Raw genomic sequence first — 13574 nt, 5'->3', positions numbered from 1 at the left:
TCAATGCTCCTTGCCCGCGACGCGCGCGGCGGGCGTGATGCCGAGGCCGTGCTGCACCGCCGTGGCGATGCGCACGCCGAGGCGCTCGTGCGGATGGCTGGCCGCCGGCAGCGTCGCCGCCGGCAGCGTGGCCACGGCGCCGAGACCGCGCAGCGCGTCGACGGCGCCTGGCCGCGTCAGCAAGCGGGCCAGCTCGCCTTCGAGCGCGGCACGCACGTTGCCCGCGCGTTCGCCGCCGAGCAGCGCCTCGTCCAGCACCAGCCGCTCGATGTGCAGCTCGATGTTCACGGCTTGCCTCCGGCGCTTTCGAGCCAGCGGAAGTCCGCTTCGTTGATCGGCTTGTCCAGCTTGCGGTATTCGGTGCGCACGGCATCCAGCAGCAGCGGCATGCCGATCGACACGCCGCTGCTGGCCGCCATGAATGCCGCGTTGAGCGCGATGCCCTGGATGCTGCCGCCGGTGAGTGCGAGCCGCGCCAGCCGGTCGAAGTCCAGCGTGCCTACCGCCGCCTGCGCCGGGAACACCGAGGCCCAGATCGCGCGGCGTTCGGCCGTGCCGGGGAACGGGAAGTTGATGACGAAGCGCAGCCGGCGCAGGAACGCGCTGTCCAGCGCGCCCTTTATGTTGGTGGCCAGGATCGCCAGGCCGCTGAACGACTCCAGCCGCTGCAGCAGGTAGTTCACCTCGATGTTGGCGTAGCGGTCGTGGCTGTCCTTCACTTCGCTGCGCTTGCCGAACAGCGCGTCGGCCTCGTCGAAGAACAGGATCGCGCCGCCGCCCTCGGCCGCATCGAACAGCTTGCGCAGGTTCTTCTCGGTCTCGCCGATGTACTTGCTGACCACTGCCGACAGGTCGATGCGGTACAGCGACAGGCCCAGTTCGCGCGCCAGCACTTCCGCCGCCATGGTCTTGCCGGTGCCGCTCTCGCCGGTGAACAACGCGCTGATCGACAGCCCGCGATTCATCCGCTGGCGGAAACCCCAGTCGTCGTAGACGGTGGTGCGCTGGGCAACCTGGTCGGCGATCTGGCGCAGCAGGGCCTTCTCGCTGTCCGGCAGTTTCAGGTCGTCCCAGCTGGCCTTCGGCTCGATCCGCTGGGCGAGCTGATCCAATGCCGGTCGCGTATGCGCCAGCGCGCCCTGCCACAGCGTCTGCGCCAGCGCGGCTGGCTTGCCCTCGGCCGCCGCCAGCGCACCGTGCGCGATCTGCTCGATCCGGCCCAGGTTGAAATCGAAATGGCCGGCCAGCTGCTGCGGCTGCGCGCCGGCGGCGTCGCCGAGCAGGCGCTGCCACAGCGAACGCTGCTCGACCGCGGTGGGCTTGGCCACGTCGACGCTGAGCGCCTGCGTGGCCGCACCCGCCCACGGCTCGCGCGCGTCGACGAAGGCGAGCCCGCCGGTGCGCGCGAGGAAACGCCTGACCCATGCGGCAGAGGCGTCGCCGTGTTCGACCTCGGCCGCGTCGAGGTACAGCGCCAGCGGCAGCAGCTGGCTTTCGCGCTGCCACAGCCGCAGCAGGGTTTCCTGTTCGGCGACCGCGGCCGGCAGCAGCTCGGCCGACAGGCGATAGGCCTGCGCGCCGAACGCGGCGGCAATGGCCTGCGCGATCGCCTGCTTGCTGACGCTGTCGCTGCCGAGCAGTTGCACCAGCGGCAGCGGCTCGCCCGGCGGCACGTGGTGCAGGCTGTCCAGCAGCTGATCGGCGACCGCCTGCTGCGACGGCGGCAGCGTGGCCGGCGGCAAGGCGGTGAGCAGCGGCGTCAGCCGGTCGTCCAGGTAGTTCATGCCCTTGACGAAATTCACCACGCGCTCGTCGGCGCTGAGCGCCGCGCCGATCAGCGGCTGCGCGCCGGGCTGGTGGATCTCGAGCAGGCGCCAGTAGCGCAGCGGCCGCTGCGGCGACAGCGCATCCCAGTTCGGCGCATCGAGCACGGCGAAGGCCAGCGCGAAGGTGGGATACGGCCGCGCCGGATCGTGCTGGGCCTGCGCGCACAGCGCGGGGAAACGCGTGTCCAGTTCCATGCCGATGCACAGCAGGAGCACGTCGCGCTCGAACGCGGACAGGTCGAGGCGGTTCGCGAGCACGGCCAGCGCCGGGGTGTGGCCGCCCTCGTCGTCGTCCGGTGCGGCAGCGGCCACGCCGTCGTCCGGCACCGCGGCGACGAGCGGTCGGGCGGCGGGCGGTTCGTCGGCATTCGCCGCTGCGAGCGGCGGCGGTGCGTGCTGGCCGCTGAAGATCCGCGCGACCCAGGAATGCTTGGGCCCGGCCGGCGCGCTCACCGCCGGCGCGGATTCCATCAGCGCGGTGGCCGCCGCCGGTGCCGCTGGCGGCGTGTCGTGCCGTTGCGCGGCGCGCTCCAGCCGCGCGCGCAGCTCGGCCAGCGCACCGGCGAGGTAGCGGTCGTTCGCTTCCAGCCACGGCGCGTAGTCGTTCATGACACGACCACCTGCTGGTCCGCGGCGAACGCGGGCACGCTGCCGCTGAAGTCGACCGGGATGCTGTCGGCGCCGTCCACGCGCAGGCGCACGGTGTACGTGCCCGCGGCCACGCCGGTGAGCTGGAAGACCAGCGCGGTCGGCTGGTGCGTGTCGGCCGGGTTGCCGAGGCTGGTCGGCGCCAGCAGGCGATCGCCGAACAGCAGGAACACGCGCTGGCCGTCGCGGATGCGCGGCGTGCAGGTCAGGTTCAAGGCGAAGTCGCCGGCCGCGGCGGCGAGCGAGCCGAGCGTGATGCGCGGCGCCAGCACCAGCGGCAGCTCGTTGCTGAGCAGCGGCGGCAGTCCCGGCGGCTGCGCCAGCAGGGCCACGGTGTAGATGCCCGGCGCCCAGCGCGCGACGGCGTCGGCATCGTCGGCGGTGTCGGCGAGATGCACGCGCAACGTGCCGGCCGCGTCGCCGGGTTGCGGCGCGAGATCGATCGGCGCGTCCAGGCGCAGGCTGCTGAAGCGGGCCAGCGCATGATCCGTCGCGAGCTGGCGACCGTTCAGCACGATGTCCTCGCCAAGGCGCACGGCAGCCTGATGGCGCGGGTAGTCGAGCGCGTCCAGCACCGCGGCGGCGGACGCGGTGGCGATCACGCCGCGATCCTGCGGGCCGCGCCGCAGCACCGGCAGCGGCGCGCGCATCGCCGCCTGGCTGTCGATCAACACCACCGCCGCCTCGTAGACGGCCGAGGCACGGTAGTTGGTCTGGAACGCGGTCCACAGCCGGGACAACTCGTCCACACTCTGCGGCAGCGGGGTGACGCGCACGCGCTCGATCTGGCCGGCCAGGTCGTTGTCCGGCAGCGCGTTGCGGATGTCGTTGCCGTCGAGCACGCCGCGGTCGTGCAGGGTGCTCATCGCGGCGGCGAGCACGCGGTGGCTGAGCGCGTCGTTGTCGTTCTCGCCGCGACCCCAGGCGGTGATCACGTAATGCAGGTTCAGCGCGAGCGGCGGCGGCGCGGTCTCGCCGGGACGCACTTGCCCCGGCAGGTCGAGGTTGCGCCAGGCGGCATTGGCGACCACCTGGTACAGGAACAGGTTGAGCTGCGCCTTGCTGATCCCCTTGCGCGCCACGTCGGGCGGCTGCAGGGTCACCTCCAGGTCGCTCAGTTCCGCATCCAGCACGGGCATCTGCGCCAGCAGCAGGTTGCGCAGCGTGCGCGTGGTCGCGGCGATGGCCAGCACGTTGCTCATGGCGAGGCCTTGCCGCGCTGGCGCAGGTAGTCGTCGAGGCTGCCGGGCTGCGGGCCGTCGCGACGACGCGGCGGCGCGGCAGCCGCCGGCGCGGCGCGCACTTCGAGCCGGCCGATGCTGACGTGTACCACCGGCTCGCGCGCTGCATCGGCCTTGCCTTCGGCTCGCGCGGCAGCGACCCGCGCGGCGACGGTGCGTTCGGATCGCGTGGATGCCGCGCCGGTTGCGGCAAACACCGGCGCTGGTGCGGCCAACAAGACGCCGTTCGGTGCGGGCGCCGATGCGGCTTCCCGGCGAGTGCGCGCCACGCGCGGCGGGCGCGGGAAGGCGAGTGAAGGAGTGACCGCCGGACGTTCCGGCGTGGGCGGCGTGCTGGCCTGTTCGGCGCCGATGGCGCGCACCGGCGAGGCCGCGCGCGGTGGCGACGGCATCGGCGCGTGCGGTACATCGGCGGCGGTGCCTGCCGTCGTCGGCAACGCCGGGCGTTCCACCGGCGCGACGCGGGCGGCACGTGACTCGATCGACTCGCGCGCATGGGTCGGCGCGCGCGGTGGCGGTGCGACATCCGGCACTGGCGGCACTGCCGGGCTCGCCTCGCGAGCGCGCGCGGGTGCCTCGCTCTCGTCGGCCGGCGGCATGACCGGCGCGCGCTGCAGCGGTTCGAACAGCGACGGCAGCCGTGGCGCCAGCGTGGTTTCGCTGCCGATCGCGCGTGCCGCCAGCCGGTCGAGGAAATCGTTCATGGCGCGCACAGCTCCAGGTAGGCCTGGCGGCGGCGTGGGCTCAGCGCGAGGATGTCGGCCTCGGCCCAGTGGTAACTGGCGGCCAGCGTGTCCACCTCGCGCAGCATGTGCAGCGCCCAGGCGTGCAGCTCCTGCCACAGGAAGCGGGCGACGTCGAACAACGGTTGCCATTCGTGGCCGCAGTCCGGGCAGCGCAACGCGAGTTGCAGGTCGGCCTGCGGATCGGCCTGCGCCATCGCCTGCGCGATCTGCGCCTGCATCTCGTGCGGCAAACCGCGAGGCTCGAGCGATTCGCCGCCATGCTGCGCGGCGAGCACGCAACGTTCGAGCAGCATGGCGCGCGCAGCCCCGGCGTCGCCGCAGCTTTCCAGCGCCAGCAGGTCGCGGCTGTCGGGCAGGCGGAACTGCACGCGGATGCCGTGCGCGGCGTGCTCCAGCGTGGAGGCGGCGGCGTCCGCATCCGGCAGCCGCAGGTCATCGCAGCGGAACGTCGCCTCGACCGTGGCCGCGCATTGCGGGCACGCCGCCACCGCGTCGATCGCGGCGCCGAACAGGCGCTCGCGCAATTCGAGCAGCAGCGCATCGCGCCGGCCCAGCGGCAAGGCCGCCTGCGTTTCGGCGGAGTATTCGTCGCAGCTGCAGCCGAGCAGCAACAGTCCGCGTGCCGCGGCGGACGGGTCGCCCCCGCGTTCCCAGACCTGCAGCAGCTGCGCGGGGGTGGGCGTGTGCATGGCGCTCAGCCGGCGGGTACGGTGAAGCTCGGCTCGGCCGGCTCCGACACACCGACATCGCGCTCCCAGCCCTCGTTCTCCAGCTTCAGGTGCTGGATCGCCACCGCGTTCGCGTTCGCGTCCAGGTCGGGCATCGCCTGGTACTCCGAGACCCAGCAGCGGTACAGCTTGTACGCCAGCGCGAGCTGGCCGGCCTCGTTGTAGACCTCGAGGATCAGGTCCTTGCGGAAGTCCTTCAGCGAGACTTCCGCGCCGAGCCCGGCGCCGAAGTTCCACACCTTGTTCGCCCACTTCTCGAACTCGGTGTCGTGGGTGACGCCGCGCTCGATGGTGATCGCCTCGTACTCGGTGCGCCCGGGCGACTTGCGCGTGCTGCTGGGGTCGCCGCCCTCGCGGTGCTTGACCACCTCGGTGGTGCGCTTCAGGCCCGACACCTTGCTGACGCCGGCCACGTAGCGGCCATCCCACTTCACCCGGAACTTGAAGTTCTTGTACGGATCGAAGCGCTGCGCATTGACGCTGAACTGAGCCATGGAGATATCCTCAAGACTGGATCTGGCCGGCCATCTGCTGCAGCTGGATGACCACGAACTCGGCGGGCTTTAGCGGCGCGAAGCCGACCACGATGTTGACGATGCCGAGGTTGATGTCGTTCTGCGTGGTGGTTTCCTTGTCGCACTTGACGAAGTACGCATCGGCCGGCGTCCTGCCCTGGAACGCGCCCTGGCGGAACAGGTTCTGCATGAAGGCGCCCACGTTGAGGCGGATCTGCGACCACAGCGGTTCGTCGTTCGGCTCGAACACCACCCACTGGGTGCCGCGATACAGGCTCTCCTCGATGAACAGTGCGGTGCGCCGCACCGGCACGTACTTCCACTCCGAGCCGCGTTCGTCGTTGCCCTGCAGGGTGCGTGCGCCCCACACCACGGTGCCGTAGACCGGGAAGTTGCGGATGCAGTTGATCGCCCGCGGATTGAGCACGCCGTTTTCGCCATCGGTGAGCACGGTGCCGACGCCGAGCGCGCCGGTCACGCTGGCCTCGCTGCCGGCGGGCGCCTTCCACACGCCGCGCGCTGCGTCGGTGCGCGCGTAGATGCCGGCCACGAAGCCGCTGGGCGGGAACGCGCGCGGCCGGTTTTGCTGCAGCGGATCGGCGGCGATGATCCACGGGTAGTAGAACGCGGCGTTGATCGCGTCGTCGCCGGTGATGTCGCCGGGGCCGTCCTTCTGCGTGTCGAAGGTGGTGCCATCGGCGCTGTCGGCGATCAGGAACGCGCGGCGATCGCGGCAGAATTTCTGCAAGGCGGAGATCGTGCCGGTACCGGTTTCGCCGGGCACGCACAGCAGGTTGAACAGGTCGACGCGATCGAGCTGGTACAGACCACCGGTGCCGGACAGCGGCAGCAGGGCGGTCTCGAACGCGGGGTCGTTCGGCGCCAGCACCGTGCCGTCGGCGCCGCCGGCCAGCTTCGCGCCGTCGGGAATGTTGCCGGCCGCGGTATCCGCGGGCGGATCGGTGGCTCCACCCTGCACCGCAGCCGTGACGTAGGCGGACTGCGCGGCCAGCACGCTGGTGACGAAGCGGGCGTCGTCGGCCCTCATCGACAGGTTGTCGAACGTCTCCACCGCCACGCCGGCAGGGTCGAGCTGCCAGTTCACCACGCTCAGGCGGAACCGGCTGGCGTCGAAGCTCGATTTCCGTATGACCACGGCGAAGTCGTTGGCCCAGAGACCTTCGCTGCTCGCGGCAAGCAGCAGCTTGCCGTCGAGGGTGACCTTGGCCGCCTTCGCGCTGGCGTCGACCAGGCGCACGATGTAAGCCTGCTGGCCGCCGTTGGCGAAGAACTGGTTGACCGCGTAGCCGAGCAGGCTGCGGCTGTCGATGCCGCCGAACTGGCGCGCGAAGTCGGCGTAGCCGAGCACCAGGGCGGCGCGCCCGGTCGGCCCGCGCGGCGCCCAGCCGGCGAACGCCGCGATCGACGTGGCCACCCCCGTGATGGTGCGCACGCCGCTGGGAATTTCCTCGATGTAGACGCCCGGATAGGTGAGCGCAGATGGCATGGGATCGGTCCTCCGAAAGTGAAAACCCCTGTGGCGATCAATGCGGCGGCGGTCGCCGGTGCTCGTTCAACGCGTACAACACCTCGCCATCGGGGAGCCGGTCGCGATGCAGCAGGCCCTCCGCCACCAGCGCCGCCAGCACCTGTTCGATGCGCTGGCGGCTGTTCTCGTAGCGCTGCTGCGGCAACCACCAGTTGACGACGCCGCGCAAGGTGTCTGCCGCGCGCGGGTGATCCTGCAGATACGCCAGCACCGAATGGCGAATCTCGTCGTCATCGCTTGCCGGGGACCCGCTAGTCGAGGGCTTGGTCATGGCGACATCCCGCATCTGCGTCGACTCTGGCAACGAGTGTGCCAGTGGCCGCCGGCGTGAAAACGGCATGGCGCCGGGCCGCGGCCCCGCCGGCTGCGCTGCGACCGGGTCAGGACTGACCCGGCCCCGAGGCGCAGCGCGAACGATTGCACCCGGTTTGCCCGGTTGCTTCTCCCGCGCCGCTTGCCACGGGGCAGATGCGGCGCAGGCTTCGGACTGGTGCGGAGGGCGGCCACGGCGCGTTCAATGGGCGGTGCCGAAACCGGCGAAGTATTTCTTGAACGCGCCGATCTCCATCGCGAACACGCCATCGGTGGTCTTCAGCGTGATTGGCCGCCACCAGCTCACGTCGTACATCGAGATGGTGGCGTCCAGCACGCTGGCGGTGGCCTCGGTGTTGCCCCAGGGGTTGCGCAGCACGATCCAGCGCCGGCACCGGGCGTACGCCCAGCCGAGCACGGTGTAGCAGTGCGAGCCCACCACGTGGGCGCTGGCGTAGTCGACATGGTCGGGCGCCGCATCGCCGGTCGAGTAAGTCCACGCCGTCATCGGATTGAAGGTGCGATACGACAGGCAGTTGGAGCGCAGCAGTTGCCACAGCTCGTCGGCGCTGTGGTCGGCGGTGTTGTAGTAGTGACGCGTGCCGCCGTTGAGTTGGGCGGTGGCCCACACGCAATCGCCCCAGGCGGTCTGGGTGATGTCGGGCATGTCGGTGGCGGTGCCGGTCTTGAGCTTGGCGTAGGCCTTCTCGTAGATGGCCGGCCAGCTCTCGCCGCTTTCGCTGGAGCGGCAGTAGATCGGGTAGCCGCCCGCGGTCAACGGCACCGCTTCGGTCACCTGGATCGCGCGGTCCAGGGTGCCACCGGAGTCGGGCTCGCAGAAACTGATCTGGTCGTTGAACTGCGCCTGGCTGGGGCCGGTGGCGCGGGTCTGGTGCGCCAGCCGGAACGGCGTGGCCCAGGCCACCGCCGACAGCGCCGCGATGTAATAGCAATTGGCCACGGCGCCCTGCACCGGATCGAAGAACTCGGCAGTCTCGTTGAAGAAGTCGCCCGATGCGGCCCAGTGCGCGCCCGGCGGCGTCCAGCCAGTGACGGCCAGTTGCTTGACGAGGTGGGTGTCGACGGTGATCGCACGCACCACGTCGGCGGACAGCGCGTTGCCCAGCTGCGAGTCGCGCAGCGCCGGCGGCAATCGCAGCACCACTTGCAGTCGCGCGAAGCGCGACAGGTCGGCGCACAGGATCGGCCAGTCCAGGATGGATTTCAGCGCGCCCGCCCTGGCCAGCGCGGCCAGCGTGGCGTACTGGTCGACGCTCTCCAGGCCACCGCCGGTGGCGTCGTTGCCTTCGCCGCGCGGTGGCAGGTCGAGCAGCGGCGAGCGCTGCGGCACCAGCTTGAGGTTCGCGTCCAGTGCCATGCCGATGTAGAGCGGGCCGCCGAACTTGGGATCGAACAGCTCCTCGTAGGGCGTGGCCAGCACCTGTTCCAGCACGCGGGGCACATCGGGAACCTCGTTCCACGGAATCGGCTGGCCGGCGACCAGCTCGGCCAGTGCGTAGGGGTTGATCACCGCGCAGTTCTGCCCTTGTCCCCCGCTGGCCGCGGCGGTGCGCGCACGGGCCGATGCCGACCGCGCAGGGGGTCGGCTGGATGCGGTTTTCGACTTGCTGGTTTTCGACGTTGCCATCTCGTTCTCCCCGGCCAGGTGGCGCGCCTTGCGCGGCCCGGAAGCCACGATCGCGACGCGGGGCCGGCTCGGCGGGATTCGTCACCTCCCCGCGGCGCCAGTCCATCGCTGGACTGGCAACAGGCATGCCATGGAACGGAGGACGAAAAATGGCGCGGCAGGTGGGCGCGAACGATTCCGCGGCTCGATGCCGGGGCAGTGCTGACCCGTTCCGCGCGCGCCATGGGTAACGGCGCACCCGCGGCCGCGGCGGCCTCGGAAATTCACTGGCGGGTGCGGAAAGCCTTGATGCCGATGCCGTGCTTGACCAGCAGCTTGCCGAGCTGGCGACGCTCGGTGCCGGACAGCCGCGCGGCGGCGCTGATGTTGCCGCTGGCACGTTGCATCAGCTGCACCAGGTAGTCGTGCTCGAACTGGTGGATCGCACGGGTCTTGGCCACGCGGAAGCCGAGCTCCGGTTCGTTCGCCCGCCGCCGCGGCTGCGGTCGCGGACCGATGAAGGCCGGATCGGCTGCGGCCAGCGCGGTCAGGCCGACGATGGCGTCGTCGCTGCACATGTAGGCACGCAGCGCGACGTTGTCCAGCTCGCGCACGTTGCCCGGCCAGGCATGTGCCTGCAGCGCCGCCATCGCCGGCTCGCTCCAGTGCTTGAAGGGGCCGTGCAGGCGAATCGCCACCGCGTGCAGGAAATGCTGCGCCAACAGGGCAACGTCTCCCTCTCGCTCGCGCAGCGGCGGCAACTGCAGGTACAGCGCATTGAGCCGGTACTGCAGATCCCGCCGGAAGCGGCAGGCCTCCACCTGCCGCGCCAGGCAGCTGTTGGTGGCGGCGATGATGCGCGCATCCGAAGTGCGCATGGCACCGCCGCCGACCGGGCGGTACTCGCTGTCCTGCAGGAAGCGCAGCAAGGTCACCTGGCCCTTGGCCGAGAGCGCATCGACCTCATCCAGGAACAGGGTGCCGCCGCGCGCATGGTCGACCAGGCCGGGCTGGGCCACCTTGGCGTCGGTGAAGGCGCCGCGGCCATGGCCGAACAGTTCGCTCTCGATCAGGCTGTCCGGGATGGCGCCGCAATTGACCGGCACGAAGGGAAAATCCCGGCGAGCGCTGGCGTAGTGGATTTCGCGCGCGGCGACTTCCTTGCCGGTGCCGGTTTCGCCCTCGATCAGCACCTGCACGTCGCAGGCGGCAAAGCGCTGCAACTGCGCGCGCACCGCGACGATTGCCTGGGATTGGCCGATCATGATCGGCATCATCAGCTCCCGAAGTCGACCTCAAGAAAACCCCGCCGCGCCGTGATCGGCGTGCCTAGGAATCCCCCTGGCTTCCTTCCCGTCCGGCCTGGCGCCGCCGGATCGGAGCAACGGTCGCAGTATGCGCAGCCGGCGGCTGTAGTTCAAGAACGCGTCTGCTGCCATCCGCGGGAGGCCAAGGATGTAGGCGGCGACCTACGATCACCTGATACACGATGCCCGCACGGGGGATGCGGCAACCCGTCACGGAATCCGATTCGGCGATCACCGGGGTGCTGGCGTATCCTTGCAGGTTGACCGCCGCGCGCTTCGCGCCCCGCTGCATGGCCGCGGCCACGACCTCCTGCAACCCGACGGCCGGCGCCCTGCGCCGCCGATCACCCGGACGAGAAACCCCCTGATGGTGGCCATGGCAACCGAGCACGTGATCGACGTGCAGCACTGGAACGACACGCTGTTCAGCTTCCGCACCACCCGCGACCCCGGCTTCCGCTTCGACAGCGGCCAGTTCGTGATGATCGGCCTGGAGGCGGAAACCCGCCCGCTGATGCGCGCCTATTCCATCGCCAGCGCCAGCTGGGAGGAACACCTGGAGTTCTTCTCGATCAAGGTCGCCGACGGCCCGCTGACCTCGCGCCTGCAGCACCTCAAGCCCGGCGACCCGCTGATCGTCACGCGCAAGCCCACCGGCACGCTGGTGCTCGGCGACCTCAAGCCCGGCCGCAACCTGTACCTGCTCGGCACCGGCACCGGCCTGGCGCCGTTCCTCAGCATCATTCGCGACCCGCACACCTACGAGCGCTTCGAACGGATCGTGCTGGCCCACGGCGTGCGCCGCGTCGACGATCTCGCCTACGCGCACTACCTGGAGCACGAGTTGCCGCAGCACGAATACCTGGGCGAGCTGGTACGCGAGAAGCTGATCTACTACCCCACCGTCACGCGCGAGCCGTTCCGCCACCACGGCCGCATCACCGATGCGATCGTCGACGGCGCGCTGAGCGCGGCCACCGGGCTGCCGCCGCTCAACCCGAAAACCGACCGCGTGATGCTGTGCGGCAGCCCGGCCATGCTCGACGACCTCAGCACCCTGCTCGACGGCCGCGGTTTCGAAGCTTCGCCGCGCACGCGCGAGCCGGGCGATTACGTGGTCGAACGCGCCTTCGTCGAGAAATAGCTGCGGGAGCGCACCCTGTGCGCAACCTGGTCGTCACGTAAAAGCAAGCATCGCGCACACGGTGCGTTCCTGCAGTTCGCCGATGACCGGCCACGGCCGCGAATGGTGCGAACGGCGCGCGGTTGCATGCCATAGTGTCCCCACCCCCATGGCCGTGCGGCCGTGACTCCCGCGTGACCGCGCCAACGGAACTCCGCGATGGACATTGCCCTCTACATCCTCGCCGCCCTGCTGATGCTCGGCGGTCTGGCCGGCTCGGTGTTGCCGGTGCTGCCGGGCATTCCGATGGTGTTCGGCGGGATCTGGCTGGCGGCGGCGGTGGATGGCTACCGCCATCTCGGGCTGTGGTGGCTGCTGGCCATCGGCGCGATCGGCGCGGTCGGGGTGGTCGTCGATTTCGTCGCCAGCGCGCTGGGCGCCAAGCGCGTCGGCGCCAGCCGGCGCGCGTTGTGGGGCGCCGGCATCGGCACCGTGGTGGGCATGTTCTTCGGCATCCCCGGCCTGGTCCTGGGGCCGTTCGTGGGGGCGCTGCTGGGCGAGTTGTCCTCGGGCAACAGCGTGCTGCGCGCGACCCACGTGGGCGTGGGTACCTGGCTCGGGCTCCTGTTCGGCACGCTGCTCAAGCTGGTGCTGTCGTTCCTGATGGTCGGCCTGTTCGGCCTGGCCATGCTGCTGGGCTGAACACGCCTCTCAGCGCTGCGGGCCGGGGATCACGTACAGCAACACCGCAAGGAAATGCAGCACGCTGCCGGTCAGCACGAACAGGTGCCAGAGCGCGTGGTGAAACGGCAGCCGCCGCCACAGGTAGAACGGCACGCCCAGCGTGTAGGCCAGCCCGCCGGCCAGCAGCAGCGCGGTGCCGCCGGCCTGCAGGTGTTCGCTGAGCGGCTTGAACGCGACCATCCCGATCCAGCCCATGCCCACGTACAGCAGCACCGCCAGCTTGTGGTAGCGCTTGAGCAGGCCCAGCTCCAGCGCGCTGCCGGCCAGCGCCAGCGCCCATACCGCCGCGAACAGGCTCCAGCCCCATGTGGCCGGCAGGGCGATCAGGGTAAACGGCGTGTAGGTGCCGGCGATCAGCACGTAGATAGCGATGTGGTCGAGTGCGCGCAGGGTGGGCTTGGCACCCGCCGCGGGGATCGAGTGGTAGAGCGTGGAGGCGGTGTACAGCAGCACCAGCGATGCGCCGAACACCGCGCAGGCGACCACCGCCACTGCATTGCCGTGCAGCGCCGCGAACGCGACCAGGGTGGCCAGCCCGGCGATGCTGAGCACGATGCCCAGCCCGTGGATGATGCTGCTGGCCAGCTCGTCGCCGAAGCTGTAGCTGGGAATGACTGCGCCGGACGTGGCGGACATCGGAAACCTCCGGTGGCGCGGGGTGCGCCGACACACCTTGATCGCGCACGTGCGCCCCTGCATGCCTTGGCACAGGGTCGCACGCGCGGTGTCGCTATTCGATGATGAACGCGCCGAACGCCACGCCGAGGTTCCAGCCCTCGCCCTTGCCGCTGAGCGCCAGCGAGACATTGCCCTTGGTCAGCACCTGCGCCGCCGCCGACTTCTCCGCGCCTGCGTGCGCCACCGCTTCGGCATAGTGGCCCAGCACGTCGCGCACGTTGCTGACGCCAGTGAACTTGCCGATGCCGTCGGTGATCTTCGTCTTGCCGAAGGTCAGCCCGCCGCCCTTGGCGCGCAGCTTCACCTGCAGGCTCTGGCCGTTGCTGCAACGGACCGTGCCGGTGCCCTTGGCAGTCTTGTAGAACACCGACCAGCCGGACAGCTGGAACGTCATCTTGCACGAGATGTCGCCCGCCCGCGCCGTCGATACCGACAGCATCGACGCCGCCGCCAGCAGACCCGCGGCCCACCAGATGTTCATGCGCATGCCTTGGCTCCCGTGGAATCGGCCCGTCGCCGCGGGACGATTG

14 protein-coding genes are annotated in these 13574 nt (G+C 70.4%); 2 read left to right on the top strand and 12 right to left on the bottom strand.

Features of this window, described 5'->3' with window-relative positions; genetic code table 11:
* The 10 genes from ACVCMB_RS14630 to ACVCMB_RS14585 all read right to left on the bottom strand — a co-directional run bounded on the left by ACVCMB_RS14630 (nt 1) and on the right by ACVCMB_RS14585 (nt 10457).
* Nucleotides 1-288, bottom strand: a complete 288-nt coding sequence (locus ACVCMB_RS14630; RefSeq protein ID WP_447105500.1) for a hypothetical protein — start codon at nt 286-288, stop codon at nt 1-3.
* Nucleotides 285-2435 (bottom strand): ATP-binding protein, encoded by a 2151-nt coding sequence (locus tag ACVCMB_RS14625; RefSeq protein ID WP_447105499.1) that lies wholly within the window; start codon nt 2433-2435, stop codon nt 285-287. Before ACVCMB_RS14625 ends, ACVCMB_RS14630 begins: the two co-directional genes overlap by 4 nt.
* On the bottom strand, nt 2432-3676 hold the full coding sequence (locus tag ACVCMB_RS14620) for a DUF4255 domain-containing protein (protein ID WP_447105498.1): 1245 nt from the start codon (nt 3674-3676) through the stop codon (nt 2432-2434). Before ACVCMB_RS14620 ends, ACVCMB_RS14625 begins: the two co-directional genes overlap by 4 nt.
* Nucleotides 3673-4419, bottom strand: a complete 747-nt coding sequence (locus ACVCMB_RS14615) for a hypothetical protein (RefSeq protein ID WP_447105497.1) — start codon at nt 4417-4419, stop codon at nt 3673-3675. The genes ACVCMB_RS14620 and ACVCMB_RS14615 overlap by 4 nt, the downstream gene beginning before the upstream one ends.
* The gene (locus ACVCMB_RS14610; RefSeq protein WP_447105496.1) at nt 4416-5150 is read right to left on the bottom strand and encodes a T4 family baseplate hub assembly chaperone; all 735 of its coding nucleotides are present in this window, start codon (nt 5148-5150) and stop codon (nt 4416-4418) included. Before ACVCMB_RS14610 ends, ACVCMB_RS14615 begins: the two co-directional genes overlap by 4 nt.
* 5 nt (nt 5151-5155) lie before the next feature.
* Nucleotides 5156-5683 (bottom strand): phage tail protein, encoded by a 528-nt coding sequence (locus ACVCMB_RS14605; protein ID WP_395116172.1) that lies wholly within the window; start codon nt 5681-5683, stop codon nt 5156-5158.
* Between the two features lie 10 nt (nt 5684-5693).
* The gene (locus ACVCMB_RS14600) at nt 5694-7211 is read right to left on the bottom strand and encodes a phage tail sheath family protein (RefSeq protein WP_447105495.1); all 1518 of its coding nucleotides are present in this window, start codon (nt 7209-7211) and stop codon (nt 5694-5696) included.
* 37 nt (nt 7212-7248) lie between these two features.
* On the bottom strand, nt 7249-7524 hold the full coding sequence (locus tag ACVCMB_RS14595; protein ID WP_447101027.1) for a hypothetical protein: 276 nt from the start codon (nt 7522-7524) through the stop codon (nt 7249-7251).
* 243 nt (nt 7525-7767) lie between these two features.
* Nucleotides 7768-9213 carry a C2 family cysteine protease gene (locus tag ACVCMB_RS14590; RefSeq protein WP_395116166.1) on the bottom strand — a complete coding sequence of 482 codons (1446 nt, stop codon included), beginning with the start codon at nt 9211-9213 and terminating at the stop codon, nt 7768-7770.
* 263 nt (nt 9214-9476) lie between these two features.
* Nucleotides 9477-10457, bottom strand: coding sequence for a sigma 54-interacting transcriptional regulator (locus tag ACVCMB_RS14585; RefSeq protein WP_447105494.1), 981 nt, complete (start codon nt 10455-10457; stop codon nt 9477-9479).
* 409 nt (nt 10458-10866) lie between these two features.
* On the opposite strand from ACVCMB_RS14585, the gene ACVCMB_RS14580 reads away from it, so the two are divergent.
* Together ACVCMB_RS14580 and ACVCMB_RS14575 are read left to right on the top strand one after the other, a co-directional pair.
* On the top strand, nt 10867-11643 hold the full coding sequence (locus ACVCMB_RS14580; RefSeq protein ID WP_447105493.1) for a ferredoxin--NADP reductase: 777 nt from the start codon (nt 10867-10869) through the stop codon (nt 11641-11643).
* 198 nt (nt 11644-11841) lie between these two features.
* A complete protein-coding gene (locus tag ACVCMB_RS14575; protein WP_447105492.1) occupies nt 11842-12324 on the top strand; it encodes a DUF456 domain-containing protein in 483 nt (160 codons plus the stop codon).
* A 9-nt stretch (nt 12325-12333) separates the two neighbouring features.
* Here the strand turns inward: ACVCMB_RS14575 and trhA are convergent, their stop codons facing one another.
* On the bottom strand, nt 12334-13002 hold the full coding sequence (gene trhA / locus ACVCMB_RS14570) for a PAQR family membrane homeostasis protein TrhA (protein WP_395116158.1): 669 nt from the start codon (nt 13000-13002) through the stop codon (nt 12334-12336).
* 94 nt (nt 13003-13096) lie between these two features.
* Nucleotides 13097-13525: a hypothetical protein gene (locus ACVCMB_RS14565; RefSeq protein ID WP_395121327.1), complete on the bottom strand. Its 429-nt coding sequence runs from the start codon at nt 13523-13525 to the stop codon at nt 13097-13099.
* Nucleotides 13526-13574: the final 49 nt, after the last annotated feature.

It is taken from the genome of Rhodanobacter sp. UC4443_H10 (genome assembly GCF_052978325.1).
The sequence above is the reverse complement of the archived record's forward strand: the minus strand, read 5'-3'. Positions and strand labels throughout refer to the sequence as shown.

Coding starts and splice junctions, on each gene's coding strand:
- ACVCMB_RS14615 (WP_447105497.1), bottom strand. CDS start 4,419: ATGAACGATTTCCTCGACCGGCTGGCGGCACGCGCGATCGGCAGCGAA.
- ACVCMB_RS14600 (WP_447105495.1), bottom strand. CDS start 7,211: ATGCCATCTGCGCTCACCTATCCGGGCGTCTACATCGAGGAAATTCCC.
- ACVCMB_RS14580 (WP_447105493.1), top strand. CDS start 10,867: ATGGTGGCCATGGCAACCGAGCACGTGATCGACGTGCAGCACTGGAAC.
- ACVCMB_RS14625 (WP_447105499.1), bottom strand. CDS start 2,435: ATGAACGACTACGCGCCGTGGCTGGAAGCGAACGACCGCTACCTCGCC.
- ACVCMB_RS14605 (WP_395116172.1), bottom strand. CDS start 5,683: ATGGCTCAGTTCAGCGTCAATGCGCAGCGCTTCGATCCGTACAAGAAC.
- ACVCMB_RS14595 (WP_447101027.1), bottom strand. CDS start 7,524: ATGACCAAGCCCTCGACTAGCGGGTCCCCGGCAAGCGATGACGACGAG.
- ACVCMB_RS14610 (WP_447105496.1), bottom strand. CDS start 5,150: ATGCACACGCCCACCCCCGCGCAGCTGCTGCAGGTCTGGGAACGCGGG.
- ACVCMB_RS14565 (WP_395121327.1), bottom strand. CDS start 13,525: ATGAACATCTGGTGGGCCGCGGGTCTGCTGGCGGCGGCGTCGATGCTG.
- ACVCMB_RS14620 (WP_447105498.1), bottom strand. CDS start 3,676: ATGAGCAACGTGCTGGCCATCGCCGCGACCACGCGCACGCTGCGCAAC.
- trhA (WP_395116158.1), bottom strand. CDS start 13,002: ATGTCCGCCACGTCCGGCGCAGTCATTCCCAGCTACAGCTTCGGCGAC.
- ACVCMB_RS14575 (WP_447105492.1), top strand. CDS start 11,842: ATGGACATTGCCCTCTACATCCTCGCCGCCCTGCTGATGCTCGGCGGT.
- ACVCMB_RS14585 (WP_447105494.1), bottom strand. CDS start 10,457: ATGATCGGCCAATCCCAGGCAATCGTCGCGGTGCGCGCGCAGTTGCAG.
- ACVCMB_RS14590 (WP_395116166.1), bottom strand. CDS start 9,213: ATGGCAACGTCGAAAACCAGCAAGTCGAAAACCGCATCCAGCCGACCC.